The sequence below is a fragment of the Streptomyces sp. BE20 genome (assembly GCF_036322525.1).
Taxonomy (GTDB): domain Bacteria; phylum Actinomycetota; class Actinomycetes; order Streptomycetales; family Streptomycetaceae; genus Kitasatospora.
On the sequence record NZ_JAQYWW010001017.1, the window covers coordinates 65,328 to 83,853 of the forward strand.

Below are 18,526 nucleotides of genomic sequence, written 5' to 3' on the forward strand. Positions count from 1 at the left end.
AAGACACCACGGCGCTCACGCCGTACCTCCGATCAGCGACAGGAACGCATCCTCCAGCCGGCGCTGCGGCCCGGCCGACGCGACCGGCACCCCGAGCCGCACCAGCTCGGCCAGCAGCTGACTGGCAGCCATGCCGTCCAGCCGGACGAGCAGCCCGCCCTCGGCCGCCTCCGCCGACGCGACGCCGGCCAGGGCCGCCACCTTGTCGGCCGCCGCCGCCAGCTCCTCGGCCCCGAACGAGGCGTCGGTCCCGACCAGCAGTTGCTCGCCACCGCCGACGATCTCCGCGACGGCGCCGGTGGTGATCAGCCGGCCGCGGTCCATGACCACCAGGTCGGTGCAGCTCTGTTCGACCTCCGCCAGCAGATGGCTGGAGACGATGACGGTCCGCCCGGCGGCGGCGTACCGGATCATCACCTCGCGCATCTCGCGGATCTGCGGCGGGTCGAGCCCGTTGGTCGGCTCGTCGAGGATCAGCAGGTCGGGCAGGCCCAGCATCGCCTGGGCGATGGCGAGTCGCTGCCGCATGCCCTGCGAGTAGGTGCGCACCGCCCGGTCCAGCGCCTCGCCGAGTCCGGCGATGGCCAGGGCCTCGTCCAGGTGCGCGTCGGCCTCGGGCCGGCCGGTGGCCTGCCAGTAGAGCCGCAGGTTGGCCCGCCCGGTGAGGTGCGGAAGGAAGCCCGCGCCCTCGACGAAGGCACCGACCCGGGACAGCACCGGCGCACCCGGCCGCACCAGGTGGCCGAAGATCCTGATCTCGCCGGCGTCGGGCCGGATCAGGCCCATCAGCATCCGCAGGGTGGTGGTCTTGCCCGCGCCGTTGGGGCCCAGCAGGCCGAGCACCTGGCCCTGCTCCACCCGGAAGCCCAGGTCCTTGACCGCGTACCGGTCGGCGGCGCCCTTGTACCGCTTGCTGAGTCCGGTGATCTGCAGCGGCACCCCGCCCAGCACCGGGTCGTACGCCGCGCCCCGCTCCGCCCTCGCCCGGCGCCGGAGCCGGGGCAGCAGCAGCACGGCCGCCGCCACCGCGACGGCGACCAGCGGCAGCACCCAGGTCCGCGACGGCAGCGGCGCGGCCTCGGTGACCAGCCCGTCCACGGTCGGCAGGGTCAGCGGTCCGGTGACGGCGGCCCGGTAGGTGGCCGGTTCGGCGGGTGACGCGTACGCGAGGTCGGTCGAGGCGAGCACCAGCCTGAGCCGGTGCCCGGAGTCGAAGGTGTGGTCGACGGTGGGCAGCCCCACCGTGACGGTCCGCCCGTCGGGCCCGTCCGCGCCGGTCACCCGGAGCGGGGCGGACAGCTGCTGCGGCAGGGTCTGCTTGCCGTCCGGGGCGACGTCGTACAGCTTCGCGAAGAGCACCGCGTCCGGGCGGTCCGCCCGGACCCTGATCGGGACGGTGGGCCGGCCGGTCAGGTGCACCGAGGCGTCCAGCGGCTCCGACTCGAAGGCGGCGAACTGCCCGGGGAAGTCCAGGGAGACCGAGGCACCGAGTGCGGCGGCCTGGCTGAGCGCGCCGATACCCGGCAGCGCGGAGATGTTGGGCGGGGCGCCGCCCGGCGGGTTGGCGAAGGACTGCTCACCGTCGGCCGAGGGGCCGGTCAGCCGGTACTGCCGCGAGCCGGTGCCGTCGAGACCGGGGTAGGCCTCGGCCGTCGCCCCGCGCAGGACCGGCTGGAAGCCGGTGGAGTCCACCCCACCGGTCCGGGTCACCCGGAACGCCGCCCCGGTACCGCCGTCACCCTGCGAGGCGTCGCCGTCCTTCGGGGCACCGCCCCCCTTCGGGGCACCGCCGCTCGCAGCGCCGCCGCCCTTCAGGTAGCGGTCGAACCAGGCACCCACCCGGGCGTCCACCCGTTCGCTGGTGTCGGTCGCACCGTCGTGCCCGCCGGCGAACCAGTCCACCGCGACGGGGGCGCCGTTGGCCGCCACCGCACGCGCGATCGCGTCCCCCTGGTCGAGCGGGAACAGCGAGTCCTGCTGTCCCTGGACGACCAGCGTCGGTACCTTCAGCCGGTCCGCGACCGAGGACGGGCTGGACCGGTCCAGCAGCGCGACCGCCTCCGGGTCGGCGTGCCCGGTGGTGGCCACCCGGTCGTACATCCGGCACAGCTCCTCCAGGAACCGTCCGCAGCCGACCTGCCCGGCCCCCTCCGACGCCACCGACGGCCGGGCCGCACCCCCCGACGGACCGAGGTCGCCCGCCGAGCCGGTGGTGAAGAAGATCCCGGCCCACAGCTTCTTGAACACCCCGTCGACCGCGCCGGAGCCCTGCACCCCCTGCGGGAACAGCGCGTCGGCCAGGTTCCACCAGGTGATCTGGCTGGCCACCGCGTCGATCCGGCGGTCGTACGCCGAGCCGAGCAGCGCCACCGCCCCGCCGTAGGAGGCGCCGGTGATGCCGACCCGGGGGTCGCCGGGTCCGTCGAGGCGTACCTCGGGCCGCTGGGCCAGCCAGTCCACCAGGCGCTTGACGTCCTCGACCTCGCGGTCCGGCGCGTTCAGCCCGATCTTCCCGCCGGAGCGTCCGAAGCCGCGTGCCGACCAGGTGAGCACCGCGTACCCCTGCCGGGCCAGTTGCTCGGCCCGTTCCCGCTCGCCCTCCTTGGAACCGCCGAAGCCGTGGCCGAGCAGGACGGCCGGGCGCGGGCTTTCCCCGGTCGTGAAGAAGGAGGTGTCCAGCTGGACCACCTGCTGGCTGCCGGGTGTCTCGGGCATCGCGAGGAAACGATCCTCCTGCCGGACCGCCTGTTCCCCGCCGGCGGCCACGGCCGCCGTACCCACGCCGGCCACCACCACCAGGGCCACCGCACCCGCCAGCAGTCTCCGTCCGGCCGCCGTACCGCGACCGCGCCACCGGCGCCACGCCCCACCGAGCTCCATGGTCCGTGATCGTAGCCGCCGCTCGGGTAGGCGGCTGATAAGAGCGCCCCGGCCCGGCCCCCGCGACGGGACCACCCGCTCGCCGCCGTGCGGCCCGCGACCCTCACGAGGAGACCCCCCGCCGCCGACAACGAGCCCGATTCGCCCAGCTGTGCCCGAGTATCGTACGCACGACCCGCTCACCGACCACCCGACCGCCCGACCGCCCGACCGCCCGACCGCCCGACCGACGAGGTGCCCCGTGCTCCGGCCGCTGATCACCCTGCTCGCCACCGTCGTCGCCACCCTGGTGACCGGCCGGCTCGTCGACCGGGCCTTCCAGCGCGCCGCCGCACGCCACCCCGACGCCCCGGTCTGGCCCCTTCGGTGACACGGTGGTGGTCGGCCAGCAGGGGGCGGTCGAGGAGATCACCCTCACCTACCTGGTGGTCCGGCTCCGGGACTACCGGCGGCTGATCGTCCCGGTCTCCTACTTCGTCAGCAAGCCGTTCGAGAACTGGACCCGCCGCGATCCGGGCCTGCTGGCCTCGGTGATCCTCCACCTCGACCACGCGACGCCGGTCGACCGGCTCCGCACCGTCCTGCACGACCGTCTGGCGGGCAATCCGCGCCGGGACTGCGCCGAGTGGGCGCTCCAGGTCGTGGACACCACCCCGAGCACGATGATGGTGCGGGCGACCATGACCGCCCGGACCCAGGACGACGCCGCCCTGCTCCGCTTCGAGGTCCGCGAGCAGTTGGTCGCCCACCTCCGCGACCACCACCCCGAGGCGCTCCCCGGCTGCGCACCGGCGAGGCTGGGGGACCGACAAGCCCGACAGACCGGGCGGGACCAGCAGTCCCGAGAGACGGGGCCTGCCCGACAGGCCCGACAGGCCCGACAGATCGAAAACCGGGCGGGCCCGCCGAAGCGGACCCGCCCGAAGCCTCACGAACCCACCCGGAGGGCAGCCCTACAACACCCGGGTCATCGTCCGGTGCGGGATCCCGGCGTCGTCGTAGACCCCGCCCTCGGCCACGTACCCGAGCCGCTCGTAGAACCCCAGCGCCTGCACCTGTGCGTGCAGCTCCACCTCACGTGCCCCGCGCCGGCGTCCGGCCGCCTCCACGGCGCGCACCAGCTCCGCTCCGAGCCCGGTGCCCCGGGCGGCCCCGACCACCGCGAGCCGGCCGAGCAGTACCCGCCCCTCGGTCCCCCCGGTCAGCCCGAGCGCCTGCTCGCCGAAGATCAGCCGGGCCGTCCCCCACGGCTCCCCCGCCGGCCCGACGGCCAGCAGGTGCTCCGAGGTGGCGTCCAGCTCGTCGTACTCCAGCTCCTCCGGCACGCCCTGCTCCTCGACGAACACCGTCCGCCGGACGCCCCGGACCAACGCGAGGTCGTCCTCCCCCTCCGCGATCCGGATCCGTGCCGCGAAAGCGCTCATGCCGGCCGCCTCAGCTCTCGGACGAGATGATGTCGAGCGACTTCCGCAGGTCGGCCGGGTACTCGCTGGAGAACTCCACCCACTCGCCGTCCGCCGGGTGCTCGAAGCCGAGCGAGACGGCGTGCAGCCACTGACGGGTGAGGCCGAGCCGCTTGGCGAGCGTGGGGTCGGCGCCGTAGGTGAGGTCGCCGACGCAGGGGTGGCGCAGTGCGGACATGTGGACGCGGATCTGGTGGGTGCGCCCGGTCTCCAGCTTGATGTCCAGCAGCGAGGCGGCCCGGTAGGCCTCGATCAGGTCGTAGTGCGTGACGGACGGCTTGCCCTCGCGGGTGACCGCCCACTTCCAGTCGGAGCTGGGGTGGCGCCCGATCGGGGCGTCGACGGTGCCGCTGAGCGGGTCCGGGTGGCCCTGGACCAGCGTGTGGTACTTCTTCTCGGTGATCCGGTCGTGGAACTGCCGCTTGAGGTCGGTGTAGGCGCGCTCCGACTTGGCGACGACCATCAGCCCGGAGGTGCCGACGTCGAGCCGGTGCACGACGCCCTGGCGCTCGGCAGCGCCCGAGGTGGAGATCCGGTAGCCGGCCGCGGCGAGGCCGCCGATCACGGTGGGGCCGGTCCAGCCCGGGCTGGGGTGCGCGGCGACCCCGACCGGCTTGTCGACGAGCACGATGTCCTCGTCGTCGTGGACGATGCGCATGCCCTCGACGTGCTCGGCGACGATCTGCACGGGTGCGGCGGGGGCGGGGATCTCGACCTCCAGCCACGAACCGGCGGTGACGCGGTCCGACTTGCCGGCGACGGCGCCGTCGAGCGTCACCTTGCCGTCGGCGGCCAACTCGGCGGCCTTGGTCCGGGAGAAGCCGAACATCCGGGCGAGGGCGGCGTCGAGACGCTCGCCTTCGAGGCCGTCGGGTACGGGGAGGCTGCGGATCTGCGCTGCGGTACTCACCCGTACGAGTATGCCGGACGCGGGGGCCACCCCTTACGCAGCCGGTCCGCCGCCCTACTCGGCCGGGTCCTCCGCGCGCTCGCCCTTGGACCCCTTCTCCGCCGGCTGGTGGACGGTGCCGTCGGGGTTGCTGCCCCGGAAGGAGAGCAGGACGACCAGGATGCCGCCGCAGACGATCGCCGAGTCGGCGAGGTTGAAGACGGCGAAGTGCTGGACGGAGATGAAGTCCACGACGTGCCCGCGGAACACGCCGGGCGAGCGGAACAGCCGGTCGGTGAGGTTGCCGAGGGCGCCGCCGAGCAGCAGCCCCAGGGCGATCGCCCACGGCAGGCTGTACAGCCGCCGGGCGATCCGCCAGATCACCACGATGACGGCCGAGGCGATCATGGTGAAGACGACGGTGAGCGCCTGCCCCATGCCGAAGGCGGCGCCGGAGTTGCGGATCACCTGGAAGGTCACCACGTCGCCGATCACCTTGATCGCCGCGTGGTTCTCCAGCCGGGCCACCACCAGCAGCTTGCTGCCGAAGTCGATCAGGAAGGCCAGGAGCGCGACCACCAGCAGCACGCCGATCCGGCGGCGCCCCTTCGACGCCTCCTGCCCCGGCTCCGCCCCGTCGACGACGGCCCCGACCGCGGTGGCCCCGACCGCCGCGGTACCGACCGCGGTCGCACCGACCGCGGTGGCCCCGAGACCGGCGGCACCGACCGCGGTGGCACCGGCGGGTGCGACCCCGACGGCCGTGGCACCGGGGGCTTCGGCGGGGACGGCGGAGGTACGCGTCTCACCGGACTCGGTCACGGTCTCCGCCACGGCTTCGGCGGGCGTCGGGACGGACTCGTCCCGCGTCTGGGGGGAACCTTGCGTACTGATGATCCGCTCCGCTGCCGTGACGTGGGTGGGCCGGGGAACGCCCGACCTCCGACAGATCGGGCGACGTTACGGGGTCGAGCCTACGGCAAGCCCGACCCCCCGCGTCGCCCCGGTCAGCGGCGTTCCTGCTTGGCCTTGCACTGGACGCAGAGCGTCGCCCGCGGGAAGGCCTGCATCCGTGCCTTGCCGATGGCCTGGCCGCAGGACTCGCAGGTCCCGAAGCCGACGCCCTCCAGCCGGACGAGCGCATGCTCGGTCTGGGCGAGGCTGTCACGGGCGTTGTTGGCCAGCGCCACCTCGCTCTCCCGCGAGATGTTCTTGGTGCCGGCGTCCACCTGGTCGTCGCCGGCGCCGTCGTTGGAGTCGCGCATCAGGCCGGTGATGGCCGCCTCGGCCGCGTCGATCTCGTGCTGCAGCCGCTCCAGCTCGCTGATCAGCTCGGCGTGCAGTTCGTGCACCTCGTTCGAGGTCCACGGGTCCTCGCCGGGGCGGACGGGCAGCTCCGCCGGATCGACCGACTCGGCGCCGCCGGTGGCCCGGACGGCCCCGTTCTGGGCCGGCGTGCGGGTGCGGCCGGGGGCCACGAGAGCGGTGTCGGTGGTGTTCTTTCGCCGTGCGGTAGTGGTCACGGTCCCCTCCCCTGGATCGCCTGCCACGGCCTTGCGTGTCCGCTTGGTGGCGGTACCCGCGCCGGTTGCCTTCTCAGCCATGGCTTCGACCCCATCTACGAACGAATCGAGCCGCCGGTTCCCGGCGGCCTCCAGTGCCGGAACGATAATCCCGATCAAAAACGGTCACAACATGACATACCGACGCCTCACAATGATCCCACCCGGGCAGCCGTCACAGGCGCCACGCCCATGCGCCGACCAGAGTTGTGCCCCGTACACCCCCGCCTAACCACCCCCGGACGCCGCACCGGAGGCCCCGCCCCCCACTACGCCCGGGGCGCCCCCGGGGCTCCGGGGGCGCCGCCCCCGACCCCCCCGACCTGACGCCGAGGCCCTCCGGACCCGCCCCGGACAGGTGGTCCGAAACGACTTGCGGCGGGCCGATACACTGAGCCTGCAAGGCGCAGATGGGGACGAGTACCGCAGTACGCAGCCACCAGCGACCCGGGGACGGTGCGAGCCCGGGGGTGTGCACGGCGCGAAGATCACCCCGGAGCCGCCGGAAGAACGGCCCGCGATTCCCGTCGCACCGGCCCGTAGACCCGGCAGCAAGCCCAAACAAGAGGGCCGCACGCACCACCGCGGCCAAGGAGGGTGGTACCGCGGGGCGGCATGCCGTCTCGTCCCTCCGTCGGATCCCGTCCACGCATCCGTCGGAGGTAGACGCCCGCGATGAGTACCTACAACCCCGTCCCCGCCCAGGTCGACCTGCCGGTCCTCGAACACCAGATCCTCTCCTTCTGGCAGGACAACAAGGTCTTCCAGCGCAGCCTGGAGCAGTCCGAGGGCCGCCCCGAGTGGGTCTTCTACGAGGGCCCGCCCACCGCGAACGGCATGCCCGGCGCCCACCACATCGAGGCCCGCGTCTTCAAGGACGTCTTCCCGCGCTACCGGACGATGAAGGGCTACCACGTCGCCCGCAAGGCCGGCTGGGACTGTCACGGCCTCCCGGTCGAGCTGGCCGTCGAGAAGGAGCTGGGCTTCTCCGGCAAGCAGGACATCGAGGCGTACGGCATCGCCGAGTTCAACGCCAAGTGCCGCGAGTCGGTGACCCGCCACACGGACGCGTTCACCGAGCTCACCTCGCGCATGGGCTACTGGGTCGACCTCGACCAGGCGTACCGCACCATGGACCCGTCCTACGTGCAGTCCGTCTGGTGGTCGCTCAAGCAGATCTTCGACAAGGGCCTGCTGGTCCAGGACCACCGGGTCGCCCCCTGGTGCCCGCGCTGCGGCACCGGCCTCTCCGACCACGAGCTGGCGCAGGGCTACGAGACCGTCGTCGACCCCTCGGTCTTCGTCCGCTTCCCGCTGACCGGCGGCCCGCTGGCCGGCCGCGCCGCGCTGCTGGTCTGGACCACCACTCCGTGGACCCTGGTCTCCAACACCGCCGCCGCCGTCCACCCCGACGTCACCTACGTGGTGGCCACCGACGGCACCGAGCAGCTGGTGGTCGCCGAGCCGCTGCTGGCCAAGGCCCTCGGCGAGGGCTGGGAACCGACCGGGGAGTCCTTCACCGGCGCCGAGATGGAGCGCTGGGCCTACCGCCGCCCCTTCGACCTGGTCACGATCGAGAACGCGCACTACGTCCTCAACGCCGACTACGTCACCACCGAGGACGGCACCGGCATCGTCCACCAGTCCCCCGCCTTCGGCGCGGACGACCTCGCGACCTGCCGCCGGTACGGCCTGCCGGTGGTCAACCCGGTGCTGGCCGACGGCACCTTCGCCCCCGAGGTCCCGCTGGTCGGCGGCCAGTTCTTCAAGAAGGCCGACGAGGCGCTGGTCGCCGACCTCAAGGAGCGCGGCCTGCTCTTCCGCCACCTGCCGTACGAGCACAGCTACCCGCACTGCTGGCGCTGCCACACCGCGCTGCTCTACTACGCGCAGCCGTCCTGGTACATCCGGACCACGGCCGTCAAGGACGCCCTGGTCCGCGAGAACGAGGCCACCAACTGGTACCCGGAGAACGTGAAGCACGGCCGCTTCGGCGACTGGCTGAACAACAACGTCGACTGGGCGCTCAGCCGCAACCGCTACTGGGGCACCCCGCTGCCGATCTGGCGCTGCGAGGAGGGCCACCTCACCTGCGTCGGCTCGCTGGCCGAGCTCTCCGAGCTGACCGGCACCGACCAGAGCGGCCTCGACCCGCACCGCCCGTACATCGACGAGGTCACCTTCGCCTGCCGTGACTGCGGCGGCACCTCGACCCGGGTGCCCGAGGTGATCGACGCCTGGTACGACTCGGGATCGATGCCCTTCGCCCAGTACGGCTACCCGTACCAGAACAAGGAGCTGTTCGAGCAGCGCTACCCGGCGCAGTTCATCTCCGAGGCGATCGACCAGACCCGCGGCTGGTTCTACACGCTGATGGCCGTCGGCACCCTGGTGTTCGACAGGAACGCGTACGAGAACGTCGTCTGCCTGGGCCACATCCTGGCCGAGGACGGCCGCAAGATGTCCAAGAACCTGGGCAACATCCTGAAGCCGATCCCGCTGATGGACCAGCACGGCGCCGACGCCGTCCGCTGGTTCATGGCCGCCGGCGGCTCCCCCTGGTCGGCCCGCCGGGTCGGCCACGGCACGATCCAGGAAGTGGTCCGCAAGACCCTCCTCACCTACTGGAACACCGTCGCCTTCCAGGCCCTGTACGCCCGGACGTCCGGCTGGGCCCCGTCCGCGAGCGACCCGGCCCCGGCCGACCGCCCGCAGCTGGACCGCTGGGTGCTCTCCGAGCTCAACACCCTGGTCCGGGAGGTCGACGCGTCCTTCCAGGCGTACGACACCCAGCGGGCCGGCAAGCTGCTCTCCGGCTTCGTCGACGACCTCTCCAACTGGTACGTCCGCCGGGGCCGCCGCCGCTTCTGGCAGGGCGACGCGGCCGCGCTCGCCACGCTGCACGAGGCGCTGGAGACGGTGACCCGGCTGATGGCCCCGCTGACCCCGTTCATCACCGAGCGGGTCTGGCAGGACCTGGTCGTCCCGGTGGTCCCGGACGCCCCGGCCTCGGTCCACCTGGCCACCTGGCCGGAGGCGGACGAGTCGCTGATCGACGCCGACCTCTCGCGCCACATGACGCTGGTCCGTCGTCTGGTCGAGCTGGGCCGGGCGACCCGCGCCGAGTCCGGCGTGAAGACCCGTCAGCCGCTCTCCCGCGCGCTGGTCGCCGCCCAGGGCTGGGAGGAGCTGCCCGCCGACCTGCGCGCGCAGATCGCGGAGGAGCTCAACGTCTCCACCCTGGAGTCGCTCGCGGCCGGCTCCGCCGACCGGACCGGTGGCGGCTCGCTGGTCGACACCACGGCCAAGGCCAACTTCCGTGCGCTGGGCAAGCGTTTCGGCAAGGGCGTGCAGGACGTCGCCAAGGCGGTGGCCGCCGCCGACGCCGCCCGGCTCGCCGCCGAGCTGCGGGCCGGGGGCACCACCTCGGTCGAGCTGGACGGTGAGACCGTCACGCTCTCCCCCGACGAGGTGATCATCACCGAGACCCCGCGCGAGGGCTGGGCCGTCGCCAACGAGTCCGGCGCCACCGTCGCCCTCGACCTGGCGATCACCCCCGAGCTGAAGCGCCTCGGCGTCGCCCGTGACGCGATCCGGCAGATCCAGGAGGCCCGCAAGAACTCCGGCCTGGACGTCGCCGACCGGATCGTCCTCCGCTGGCGCGCCACCGACGACGAGACCGCCGAGGCGATCGCCGAGCACGGTTCCCTCGTCGCGGAGGAGGTCCTCGCGACCGACTTCGCCGCCGGCGCGGCCGACTGGGAGTCGGACACCTTCTCCGACGAGTCCCTCGGATTCGCCTTCCAGCTGCGCAGGGCCTGACCGAACGACCCGGAGCCGCCGCCGCCCCACCCAGGGGCGGCGGCGGCTCCGTCGTCCCCGTGAGGGTCCGGCGACCGGCCCCGACGATCAACGGCGATCGAACACGGCGGCCGACCCGCCGCGCGGCGGGGCACCGAACGCAGAACGCCCCCGCCGTGACCCGGAGGTCACGGCGGGGGCGCTGCTGACAGTCGGCTACCGCCTAGTTGTCGCCGTCCTCGTCGATCAGGAACCCGCGCATCGGCGCCGGCGCCTGCTGCATCGGCTGCGGCGGCTGCGGACGGACGGCCGCCATCGGCTGGGTCATCCCGGCCGGCTGCATCTGCGGCGCACCCGAGTTGCCACCCGAGGCCTGACCGCCGAAGCCCTGCCCACCGGAGTTACCGCCGAAGGAGCCCTGTCCGCCGAAGGACGGCTGGTTCCCGCCGAACGCCGGCTGGCTGCCACCGAAGCTCGGCGACGGGCTGCTCATCGCACCGGCACCGGCCGGAGCCATCGACGACGCGGCCGGCGGCAGCGACGCGGTGGCCGGGAGCCGCGGCGGGGCGAGCGAGTCGTCCGCCTGCGACTCCAGCTGGCGCAGCTGGGTCTCCAGGTACGACTTCAGGCGCGTGCGGTACTCACGCTCGAACGCCCGCAGGTCCTCGACCTTGCGCTCCAGCGTGGCACGGGCGGACTCCAGCGAGCCCATCGCGACGCGGTGCTTCTCCTGCGCGTCCCGCTCCAGGGCGTCGGCCTTGGCACGGGCGTCGCGCTCCAGGCCCTCGGCCCGGCTGCGCGCCTCGCCGACGATCTTGTTGGCCTCGGAACGGGCCTCGGAGATCGCCTGGTCGGCCGTCTGCTGGGCGAGCGCCAGGACGCGGGCGGCACTGTCGCCGCCGGGGCTCTGCTGCTGCATCGGGGCGCCCATCGGGCCACCCATCTGCTGCTGCTGGCCGCCCATCTGCTGCGGGCCGCCCATGGGGCCGCCCATCTGCTGCATCTGCTGCTGGCCCATGCCCTGGCCCATGGGGTTGCCCATGCCCTGCGGGCCGCCGGGGCCACCCATCGGCTGGAGCATCTGACCACCCATCGGCTGGACCAGCTGCTGCTGGCCGCCCATGGTCTGGCCCATCTGCTGCTGCTGCGGACCGCCGGGGCCCATCGGGCCGCCCTGGCCGGACGGAAGCTGCGGGGCGCCGGACGGCAGGCCGAGCGGCTGGTTGCCCATCTGCTGCTGCGGGCCGCCCATCTGCTGCTGCTGCGGGCCGCCGGGGCCGCCCATCTGCTGCTGCTGCGGGCCGCCGGGGCCACCCTGCTGGCCGGGGACCGGCGGGCCGGATATGGCGGCCGGCACCGGGGCGCCGGAGCGCGCGTCCTGCGGCGGCTCCTTGCGCATGTTGGCCTGGTTCTGCGCGGCGGCACGGGTCGCGGCGGCCAGCTTGGCGCGCAGGTCCTCGTTCTCGCGGAGAAGGCGGGTCAGCTCCGCCTCGACCTCGTCGAGGAAGGCATCGACCTCGTCCTCGTCATAGCCTTCGCGCAGGCGGACGGTCGTGAACTGCTTGTTCCGAACGTCCTCGGGGGTCAATGGCATCTCTTCACCTCAACGTGATCGTCGGCACACCGGCATCCTGTCGCATCGCTCACCTACGACTAGGGCCGCACAAGCGAGATCAGGACATACACAATGATCATCAGTACGAAGAAGGACAGGTCGAGCGCCACGCCCCCGAGACGCAACGGCGGAATGAACCGCCGCAGAAGCTTGAGCGGCGGATCCGTGACAGTGTACGTGGCCTCCAGGACCAGGACCATGGCCTTGCCCGGCCGCCACGAACGCGCGAACTGGAAGACCCAGTCCATCACCAGCCGCACGAGCAGGAACACCAGGAAGACGGTCAGTGCGTAATAGAGCACCGCCCACACGATCTCCATCGCGCTTCCCTCTCCCCGGTTCTTCGACCCTTGAGGCCGCTCGCTGTCGCTAACTCACTGTCGATCAGATCCACACGTAAAGTCGTGGCCGGGTCAGCTCTGGTTGAAGAACCCACCCTCGGCGATCCGAGCCTTGTCCTCCGCCGTGACATCGACGTTAGCAGGAGACAGGAGGAACACCTTCTGCGTCACGCGCTCGATACTGCCGTGCAGACCGAAGACGAGTCCAGCGGCGAAGTCTACGAGTCGCTTCGCATCGGTGTCGTCCATCTCGGTGAGATTCATGATCACAGGGGTCCCGCCACGGAACTGTTCCCCGATGGTACGGGCCTCGTTGTAGGTCCTCGGGTGCAGCGTGGTGATGCGGTAGGGCTCTCGTTCGTTCACTACCTTGGGCATGATCACCGGGGCGCTCTTCTCCAGGTTGTGGCGGCGTTCGGGTGTGATGGACGACACTGGGGCCATCCTCGGAGTCTCCTGGCGGATCGGGACCGCGGCCGGCACCGGCTGCGGCGCGATCGAGGGGACCGGAGCGGGGGTCGCGGCGGCCGGACGCGGGATGTCCTCGGTCCGCCCGGTCCGGATCGGCTCGGGGTCCGCGTCGTAGTCGTCGTCGGGGTCGTACCCCTGACCGTCGTACGTCTCGTCCTCCACGAGGCCGAGGTAGACCGCCATCTTGCGCATTGCGCCGGCCATGCTCCTGTCTCCTCCGCTTGTGGTGGACCGGCTCCCTCCCGGCGGCCGGGCCGTACGACCCCGCCTGCGGATTCCGCGGTCCGCCCACGACGCTCCGTCAGGTCGACGCCCGGTCAGAAATCGTGGAAGAGGGCCGCGGAGCTGCGATCCACGGTTGGCTAGCGCTCAGATAAGCTGCTAGCTTCTGTCCTATTTTGTCCTGCAGTCTGATCTACTACCCGGTGACGTTACCTGAGGGGTGACCGCACTCCGAGTACCGCCGTTCCGACGCGCACATGTGTCGCTCCGGCGGCAATGGCCTGCTCCAGATCGCCGCTCATTCCTGCGGAGACCATCGTGGCAGCAGGATGGGCCGTCCGTACGGCGGTTGCGATTTCCGCCAGCCGATCGAAGGCCCTGGCAGGGTCCCCGGCCAGCGGTCCGGCGAGCGGGGCGACCGTCATCACACCGCCCAGCCGGAGGCCGGGCGTGTCGGCGATCGCGTCGGCCATCTCCAGGACGTCCGCCGGGGCCACCCCGGCGCGGTGCTCGCCCTCGCCGTGCTCCTTGTCCAGCGCCACCTGCACCAGGCAGCCCAGCTCGGGCCGGTCCGCCTTGATCACTGCCGCTCCGAGCGACCCCACCAGCCTGAGCCGGTCCACCGAGTGCACGTGGTTCGCGTACCGGACCACCGAGCGGACCTTGTTGGTCTGCAGCTGGCCGACGAAGTGCCAGTCAAGCGGAAGGTTTCTGCACTGCTCCGCCTTGGGCGCCGCGTCCTGGTCGCGGTTCTCCGCGACGTCGGTGACGCCCAGCCCGGCCAGCAGGGCGCTGTCCTCGGCCGGGTAGGTCTTGGTGACCACGATCAGCCGGACCTCCCCGCGCGCCCGCCCGGCCGCGGCACAGGCGTCGGAGATCCGCCGCTCGACCACTTCCAGGTTGGTACCCAGTTCTTCGTACCGGGCCCGCTGCCCGTCCGTCAGCCCGGCCGACCAGCTCGCGTCGGGGAAACCGGCGGTACTTCCCGGGAACGGTCCGTAGATGTCGTTCGTCATCAGAGATCAGAGCCCAACCAGACGTAGCTCGCGAGCCGGCCCGTGCGCTGCTCGCGACGATAGGAGTAGTGATCGGCGGATTCGAGGGTGCAGACAGATGATCGCACCAACTCGGTGACTCCCGCAGCGGCCAACTGGGCCGCCACTCCGTTCGGCACGTCCAGCGCCGGTGTTCCCCAGGAGGTCTCGGCGTACGCGGCGGGCACCCGCTCGGCGACCTCGGCGCGCAACGGCGCCGGCACCTCGTAGCAGCGCCCGCAGACCGCGGGGCCGGTGGCGGCGGTGATCCGCCCGGGCTCGGCCCCCAGTTCGACCATGGCCCGGACCACCGCCGGCACCACCCCCGCCGCGAGTCCGGGCCGGCCCGCGTGGGCCGCGCCGATCACACCCGCCGCCGGGTCGGCCAGCAGCACCGGGGTGCAGTCGGCGGTCAGGACCGCCAGCGCCAGCGGCCGGTCGGTGACCACCGCGTCCACCGTGGGAGCCTCCCCCGCCGGCTGGCGCTCCGTCACCACCGCCACGTCCGCGCCGTGCACCTGGTTCATCCAGACCACGTCGGCCGGGTCCAGGCCCAGCGAACGGGCCGCGATCCCCCGGTTCTCCCGGACGGCCGCCGGGTCGTCCCCCACCGCGCCGCCGAGGTTCAGCTCCCCGTACGGCGAAGTGCTCACCCCGCCCCACCGTGAGGTGAAGGCGAAGTGAGCACCATCGCGTGCGACGCGATCGATCACTTAAGGAAATCCGGGACGTCGAGTTCCTCGGCCGGGCTCTCCACGTACGGCTGACGGGCCGGCTGCACCTGCGGCGGAACCGGGGCGGCGGTGGTGACCGGGGCCTCCGCCGAACGGGACGGACCCTCGCCGTCCGGGCGGGACGTCACCGAGCCGATGCCCCCGTACGCGGGCCGGCCGGAGGGGCGCTCGGGGGCGCCGCCCGACGAGGAGGCCGGCGGGTTGGCCGGGGCCGCGCTCGCCTTGACCACCGGGTCGCGGACGATGGCCGGCGGCTGGCCGCCGTCGAAGCCGGCCGCGATGACGGTGACCCGCACCTCGTCGCCGAGCGCGTCGTCGATGACCGCACCGAAGATGATGTTCGCCTCGGGGTGCGCCGCCTCGCTGACCAGCTGGGCGGACTCGTTGATCTCGAACAGGCCGAGGTCGGACCCGCCGGAGATGGAGAGCAGCACGCCGCGGGCCCCGTCGATCGAGGCCTCCAGCAGCGGGGAGGAGATCGCCATCACGGCGGCGGCCTTCGCGCGGTCCTCGCCGCGGGCCGAGCCGATGCCCATGAGCGCCGAACCGGCCTCGGACATGACCGACTTGACGTCGGCGAAGTCGAGGTTGATCAGGCCGGGGGTGGTGATCAGGTCGGTGATGCCCTGGACGCCGGAGAGCAGCACCTGGTCGGCGGAGCGGAACGCGTCCAGCACGCTGACCTGGCGGTCCGAGATGGACAGCAGCCGGTCGTTGGGGATCACGATGAGGGTGTCGACCTCTTCGCGGAGGCTGGCGATGCCGTCCTCGGCCTGGTTGGCGCGGCGACGGCCCTCGAAGGTGAACGGGCGGGTGACCACGCCGATGGTGAGCGCGCCCAGCGAGCGGGCGATGTTGGCGACCACGGGGGCGCCACCGGTGCCGGTGCCACCGCCCTCGCCTGCGGTGACGAAGACCATGTCGGCCCCCTTGAGGACCTCCTCGATCTCCTCGCGGTGGTCCTCGGCGGCCTTCCGGCCGACCTCGGGGTTGGCGCCGGCGCCGAGGCCCCGGGTGAGTTCACGGCCCACATCGAGCTTGACGTCGGCGTCGCTCATGAGGAGGGCCTGCGCATCGGTGTTGATCGCGATGAACTCGACGCCCTTGAGACCGACCTCGATCATCCGGTTGATGGCGTTGACACCACCGCCGCCGATTCCGACGACCTTGATGACTGCGAGGTAGTTCTGCGGTGCTGCCACGTCGAAGGCCTCTCGCCTCGAATTTCCGGGTCGGTCCGACGCCGGTACGGGTCATTCCGACGGATGTCGATGGGTAGGGAGCCTGGTTTCTGACGCAATGTCCGAAATGCCGACCGCCGACCCCAACCCTAAACTTGACCTTTAGGGTTAGTGCTGTGCCTCTGTCACATCACCAGGGAACACAGGCTGGTGACACAGGACACTAGGTGGCTCCGGCCACGTGTTTCAACGAACACGCCGAGCTTCCCTTTTTCTTTTGAGCCTATGTGATCATCAACCGCCGGATGAAACCGGGGTGACCACCAAGGGTCGGGCCGACACGAAACCGCGTCAAGCCCACCCGTCACCCGCCGCCACTCTGTCAGCGACGCGCTCCGCGCGCACCCTTGTGCAGAAAACCTACCGGATCATCCGGACACCGCCGGCGCCTCCGGCGCACTCACGTCGAAGTTCGTACCCTTCTGACCCAGCAGCGCCACCAGGACCCGGGCTTTCCGATCGGTCTGCTCGGGACTTCCCCAGCGAACCGTCGCACCCCCGCTGAGCTGCAACTGGATATCGTCGTACGAATGCACCAGAACGGCCCCGGCCCGCTGCCGGACCTCGGCCGGCAGGCCGGCGGCCACCGCCACCGCGCCCTGCACCAGCTGGGCCCGCCCGATCACCGACTCCACGTCCCTGGCGGGCTGGCTGAGCCGGAGCTCCACCACCGGGACGCCCTCCGGCGCGGCCGGCTCGGTGGCGAAGCTCACGCCACCCGCGTCGACCTGGGTGAACCGGCCGTCCTCGCCCTTCACCGCGGCGACCGCCGACCGCTGGGTGATCTTCACCCGCAGGGTGTGCGGCCAGCCCCGCCAGACTTCGGCCCCGGCCACCCGCGGGATCGCCTCGACCCGCCGCCGGACGTCCGCCAGGTCCACCCGGGCCAGCGGGCCGGAGCCGACCCCGCCGATCGCCGAGCGGACCTGGTCGGCCGTCAGCCGGTCGTCCTGGACGCCCTGCACCGAGATGCTGCGGACGTCCAGGACCGAGGAGAGGAAGACCAACCACGCCAGCACGCCCAGCACCGCGGCCGCGAGCGAACCCAGCACCACCACACCGCGCCGCGAGAGCCGGAGCCGGGGGGTGTACTCCTCGTCCCCGAGATCCTCGTCGTGCGGGTATCCCCGGCCGCCGGCCGGGGGCGGCTCGGCGAGCCGGGCGTCAGCCACGACGGCGGCCGCCCCGGGCTGCCTCGATGGCCTCGTAGACCATGCCGACCAACAGGTCGTCCGCGTCCCGGCGGCCGAACTCGGCGGCGGCCCGGCTCATGTCCCACAGCTTCTGCGGGTCGGTCAGCACCGGCAGCACGTTCTGCAGCACCCAGTCCGGGTTCAGCTCCGCGTCGTCGACCAGCAGCCCGCCGCCGGCCTTCACCATCGGCTGGGCGTTCAGCCGCTGCTCGCCGTTGCCGATCGGCAGCGGGACGAAGGCCGCGGGCAGGCCGACGGCCGCCAGCTCGGCCACCGTCATCGCTCCGGCCCGGCAGAGCATCAGGTCGGCGGCCGCGTACGCGAGGTCCATCCGGTCCAGGTACGGCAGCGCGCGGTACGGCGGCATCCCGGGGATGTCGTCCACCTGCGGCAGCTCGTTCTTCGGGCCGACGGCGTGCAGGATCTGCACGCCGTACTGCTGCAGGCGCGGGGCGATCGCGGCGATCGTCTCGTTGAGCCGGCGTGCGCCCTGCGAGCCGCCGGAGACCAGCAGGGTGGGCAGCCGCTGGTCGAGGCCGAAGTAGTGCCGGGCCTCCGGACGGGACGCGTTGCGGTCCAGCGTGGCGATGGTCCGGCGCAGCGGGATGCCGATGTACCGGGAGTCGCGCAGCTTGCTGTCCGGCGTGGAGACCGCGACGAAGTCGCTGTACCGCGCACCGATCTTGTTGGCCAGGCCCGGCCGGGCGTTGGCCTCGTGCACCACGATCGGCACACCGGCCCGCTTGGCGGCCAGGTACGCGGGCATGGCGACGTAGCCGCCGAAGCCGACCACGGCGTCCGCGTTGACCCGCTCGATGATCTCCTGGGCGGCCCGGACGGTGCCGCGCAGCCGGCCCGGGACGGTGATCAGCTCGGGGGTGGGCTTGCGGGGCAGCGGGACGGCCGGGATCAGCTCCAGCTGGTAGCCGCGCTCGGGTACCAGCCGGGTCTCCAGGCCGCGCTCGGTACCGAGGGCGGTGATCCCGATGGACGGGTCATGCCTGCGGAGGGCGTCCGCGAGGGCCATGGCCGGCTCGATGTGACCGGCGGTCCCCCCGCCGGCGAGTACGACATGCACCG

General features: G+C 72.4%; 15 protein-coding genes. 2 read left to right on the forward strand and 13 right to left on the reverse strand.

All coding sequences use genetic code 11. The features are described 5' to 3' along the window. Window positions 1-15 precede the first annotated feature (15 nt). Window positions 16-2,880: an alpha/beta fold hydrolase gene (locus PUR61_RS27570; RefSeq protein WP_329882130.1), complete on the reverse strand. Its 2,865-nt coding sequence runs from the start codon at window positions 2,878-2,880 to the stop codon at window positions 16-18. A gap of 241 nt (window positions 2,881-3,121) precedes the next feature. On the opposite strand from PUR61_RS27570, the gene PUR61_RS27575 reads away from it, so the two are divergent. Then, complete coding sequence (locus PUR61_RS27575) at window positions 3,122-3,250, forward strand: hypothetical protein (protein WP_329882132.1); 129 nt, start codon at window positions 3,122-3,124, stop codon at window positions 3,248-3,250. A 583-nt stretch (window positions 3,251-3,833) separates the two neighbouring features. Here PUR61_RS27575 and PUR61_RS27580 read toward each other — a convergent pair. From PUR61_RS27580 to PUR61_RS27595, 4 genes are all read right to left on the reverse strand, one after another. Then, a complete protein-coding gene (locus PUR61_RS27580) occupies window positions 3,834-4,304 on the reverse strand; it encodes a GNAT family N-acetyltransferase (RefSeq protein WP_329882133.1) in 471 nt (156 codons plus the stop codon). 10 nt (window positions 4,305-4,314) lie between these two features. Further along, on the reverse strand, window positions 4,315-5,253 hold the full coding sequence (locus PUR61_RS27585; protein ID WP_329882134.1) for an RluA family pseudouridine synthase: 939 nt from the start codon (window positions 5,251-5,253) through the stop codon (window positions 4,315-4,317). 54 nt (window positions 5,254-5,307) lie between these two features. Next, window positions 5,308-6,054: a signal peptidase II gene (gene lspA / locus PUR61_RS27590; protein WP_329882135.1), complete on the reverse strand. Its 747-nt coding sequence runs from the start codon at window positions 6,052-6,054 to the stop codon at window positions 5,308-5,310. Between the two features lie 185 nt (window positions 6,055-6,239). Next, window positions 6,240-6,755: a TraR/DksA family transcriptional regulator gene (locus PUR61_RS27595; protein WP_329882136.1), complete on the reverse strand. Its 516-nt coding sequence runs from the start codon at window positions 6,753-6,755 to the stop codon at window positions 6,240-6,242. Between the two features lie 714 nt (window positions 6,756-7,469). Between PUR61_RS27595 and ileS the strand changes: the two genes are divergently transcribed. Next, window positions 7,470-10,616, forward strand: coding sequence for an isoleucine--tRNA ligase (ileS, locus tag PUR61_RS27600; RefSeq protein ID WP_329882137.1), 3,147 nt, complete (start codon window positions 7,470-7,472; stop codon window positions 10,614-10,616). 202 nt (window positions 10,617-10,818) lie between these two features. Here ileS and PUR61_RS27605 read toward each other — a convergent pair whose 3' ends face one another. The 8 genes from PUR61_RS27605 to murG form a co-directional block, all read right to left on the reverse strand. Continuing rightward, window positions 10,819-12,189 carry a DivIVA domain-containing protein gene (locus PUR61_RS27605; RefSeq protein WP_329882138.1) on the reverse strand — a complete coding sequence of 457 codons (1,371 nt, stop codon included), beginning with the start codon at window positions 12,187-12,189 and terminating at the stop codon, window positions 10,819-10,821. Between the two features lie 59 nt (window positions 12,190-12,248). Continuing rightward, window positions 12,249-12,530, reverse strand: coding sequence for a YggT family protein (locus PUR61_RS27610; protein WP_030301231.1), 282 nt, complete (start codon window positions 12,528-12,530; stop codon window positions 12,249-12,251). Window positions 12,531-12,623: 93 nt separating this feature from the next. Then, a complete protein-coding gene (locus PUR61_RS27615) occupies window positions 12,624-13,226 on the reverse strand; it encodes a cell division protein SepF (protein ID WP_327676357.1) in 603 nt (200 codons plus the stop codon). Between the two features lie 227 nt (window positions 13,227-13,453). Continuing rightward, on the reverse strand, window positions 13,454-14,260 hold the full coding sequence (locus tag PUR61_RS27620; RefSeq protein WP_329882140.1) for a YggS family pyridoxal phosphate-dependent enzyme: 807 nt from the start codon (window positions 14,258-14,260) through the stop codon (window positions 13,454-13,456). Then, window positions 14,260-14,991, reverse strand: coding sequence for a peptidoglycan editing factor PgeF (pgeF, locus tag PUR61_RS27625; RefSeq protein ID WP_329882141.1), 732 nt, complete (start codon window positions 14,989-14,991; stop codon window positions 14,260-14,262). Before pgeF ends, PUR61_RS27620 begins: the two co-directional genes overlap by 1 nt. After that, on the reverse strand, window positions 14,988-16,214 hold the full coding sequence (gene ftsZ / locus PUR61_RS27630) for a cell division protein FtsZ (RefSeq protein ID WP_329882142.1): 1,227 nt from the start codon (window positions 16,212-16,214) through the stop codon (window positions 14,988-14,990). The genes pgeF and ftsZ overlap by 4 nt, the downstream gene beginning before the upstream one ends. A 407-nt stretch (window positions 16,215-16,621) precedes the next feature. Next, window positions 16,622-17,425 (reverse strand): cell division protein FtsQ/DivIB, encoded by an 804-nt coding sequence (locus PUR61_RS27635; protein WP_329882143.1) that lies wholly within the window; start codon window positions 17,423-17,425, stop codon window positions 16,622-16,624. Next, the gene (murG, locus tag PUR61_RS27640) at window positions 17,418-18,524 is read right to left on the reverse strand and encodes an undecaprenyldiphospho-muramoylpentapeptide beta-N-acetylglucosaminyltransferase (protein WP_329882144.1); all 1,107 of its coding nucleotides are present in this window, start codon (window positions 18,522-18,524) and stop codon (window positions 17,418-17,420) included. The genes PUR61_RS27635 and murG overlap by 8 nt, the downstream gene beginning before the upstream one ends. Window positions 18,525-18,526 lie beyond the last annotated feature (2 nt).

Coding starts and splice junctions, on each gene's coding strand:
- PUR61_RS27570 (WP_329882130.1), bottom strand. CDS start 2,880: ATGGAGCTCGGTGGGGCGTGGCGCCGGTGGCGCGGTCGCGGTACGGCG.
- PUR61_RS27580 (WP_329882133.1), bottom strand. CDS start 4,304: ATGAGCGCTTTCGCGGCACGGATCCGGATCGCGGAGGGGGAGGACGAC.
- ileS (WP_329882137.1), top strand. CDS start 7,470: ATGAGTACCTACAACCCCGTCCCCGCCCAGGTCGACCTGCCGGTCCTC.
- PUR61_RS27605 (WP_329882138.1), bottom strand. CDS start 12,189: ATGCCATTGACCCCCGAGGACGTTCGGAACAAGCAGTTCACGACCGTC.
- PUR61_RS27610 (WP_030301231.1), bottom strand. CDS start 12,530: ATGGAGATCGTGTGGGCGGTGCTCTATTACGCACTGACCGTCTTCCTG.
- PUR61_RS27615 (WP_327676357.1), bottom strand. CDS start 13,226: ATGGCCGGCGCAATGCGCAAGATGGCGGTCTACCTCGGCCTCGTGGAG.
- PUR61_RS27620 (WP_329882140.1), bottom strand. CDS start 14,260: ATGACGAACGACATCTACGGACCGTTCCCGGGAAGTACCGCCGGTTTC.